This is a genomic window from Microbacterium sp. B24 (genome assembly GCF_000333415.1).
Lineage (GTDB): Bacteria > Actinomycetota > Actinomycetes > Actinomycetales > Microbacteriaceae > Microbacterium.
On the sequence record NZ_BADB01000256.1, the window covers coordinates 1 to 1,536 of the forward strand.

1 protein-coding gene and 1 pseudogene are annotated in these 1,536 nt (G+C 64.5%); both read left to right on the top strand.

The genetic code is table 11. From position 1 onward, the window contains the following. Positions 1 to 612 (top strand): ABC transporter substrate-binding protein (locus tag I5I_RS06825; RefSeq protein ID WP_036317994.1); only part of this gene is annotated, 612 nt, incomplete at its 5' end. Between the two features lie 157 nt (positions 613 to 769). Then, a pseudogene (locus I5I_RS06830) lies at positions 770 to 1,536 on the top strand (ABC transporter permease); the annotation flags it as partial.

A 1,536-nucleotide genomic window follows, 5' to 3' on the forward strand; every position in this document is an offset into this window, starting at 1 on the left:
CAGATCTGGCTGCCCAGCCAGTCGGAGTACGCGACCACGGTCGCTCAGAACGGCTCGGACAAGTACGACCCGTCCAAGCTCGACGACAACATCGCGAAGGCCAAGGAGCTCCTCGCCGGCAAGACGCCGACCGTGAAGATCCTCTACAACACGAAGAACCCGAACCGCGTGGACGAGTTCCAGGCGATCCAGTCCTCCGCGGCCAAGGCCGGCTTCCAGGTCGTCGACGGTGGCGACCCCAAGTGGTCGACCCTGCTGTCGGCGGGCAACTACGACGCGTCGCTGTTCGGCTGGATCTCCCCGGGTATCGGCACGGCGCAGATCCCGCAGCTGTTCTCGACCGACGGTGGTGGAAACTACAACAAGTTCACCGCTGCCAACGACGACGCGATCGCGTCGCAGACCACGGTTGACAAGGACAAGCTGACGCAGCTCCTCCTGAACATCGACAAGACGGCGTTCACCGAGGGCTACGGCCTGCCCCTCTTCCAGGCGCCCGGCATCTACGGCGTCTCCAGCAAGCTGGACGGCGTCAAGTACATGGGCAACCAGACCGGTCCGATCTGGAACAACTGGGAGTGGTCCGTCAAGCAGAGCACCAACACCAAGTAGTACCCACGCCAGGGTGGCGTCTACGGTAGATCCCGAAGGCGCCACCCTGGCCCCTGTCTGTCAACCGATGGGCAAGGCGATCGCAACCCGATGCCGCCCGCCCGTCGCACGTCGAAGTGAGTGACCTTTGGTCGGTTTCATTCTCCGTAGGGTCGGTGTGTCGATCCTCATCCTCCTCGCGGCATCCTTCGTGATGTTCAATCTCGTCGCGCTGTCGACGGATCCGCTCGAGGACCTCCGCTCTTCCAGCAACCCGAACAAGCAGCAGCTGATCGAAGCGCGAATTCAGCTCGCCAACCTGGACGTCGCGCCTCCGCTTCGCTGGGCGATGTGGGTCGGCGGCGCGGCCAAGTGCCTCATCCCCTTCGCGAACGCCTGCGACCTGGGCACCACCTTCCAGGGCGCCCCCGTCACCGACGTCCTGCCGATCGCGATGGTGTCCACCATCCAGATGGTCACGGCGGCCCTGCTGCTGGCCATCCTCTTCGGCATCTCGACCGGAATCCTCTCTGCGCTGCGTGAGAACAGCGGCTTCGACGTGTCGTTCACCGTCCTCAGCCTGTTCCTCTACTCCCTGCCGTCCTTCCTGGCCGCCGCGCTTCTCAAGAACTTCGTCGCCATCGGCTTCAACGACTTCCTGCAAGACCCTGTCATCCCCATCGTCGTCGCGGTGATCGTCGGGATCGTGGTGGCATTGATCGTGCAGGCGGTCGTCGGCGGTGATACCCGCCGTCGCCTCACGTCCGGGGGCACGAGCTTCGTGCTCACCACGGGCCTGCTCATCTACATGAGCGTCACCGGCTGGTTCCTCACGCCCGGGTTCGGCCCGGTCGGCGTCATCGTGCTGAGCGCAGGTGCCGCCCTCGGTGTGACCGTGCTGATCGCCGGCATGACTCTAGAGGATCCCCGGGTCCGAGCTCGAAT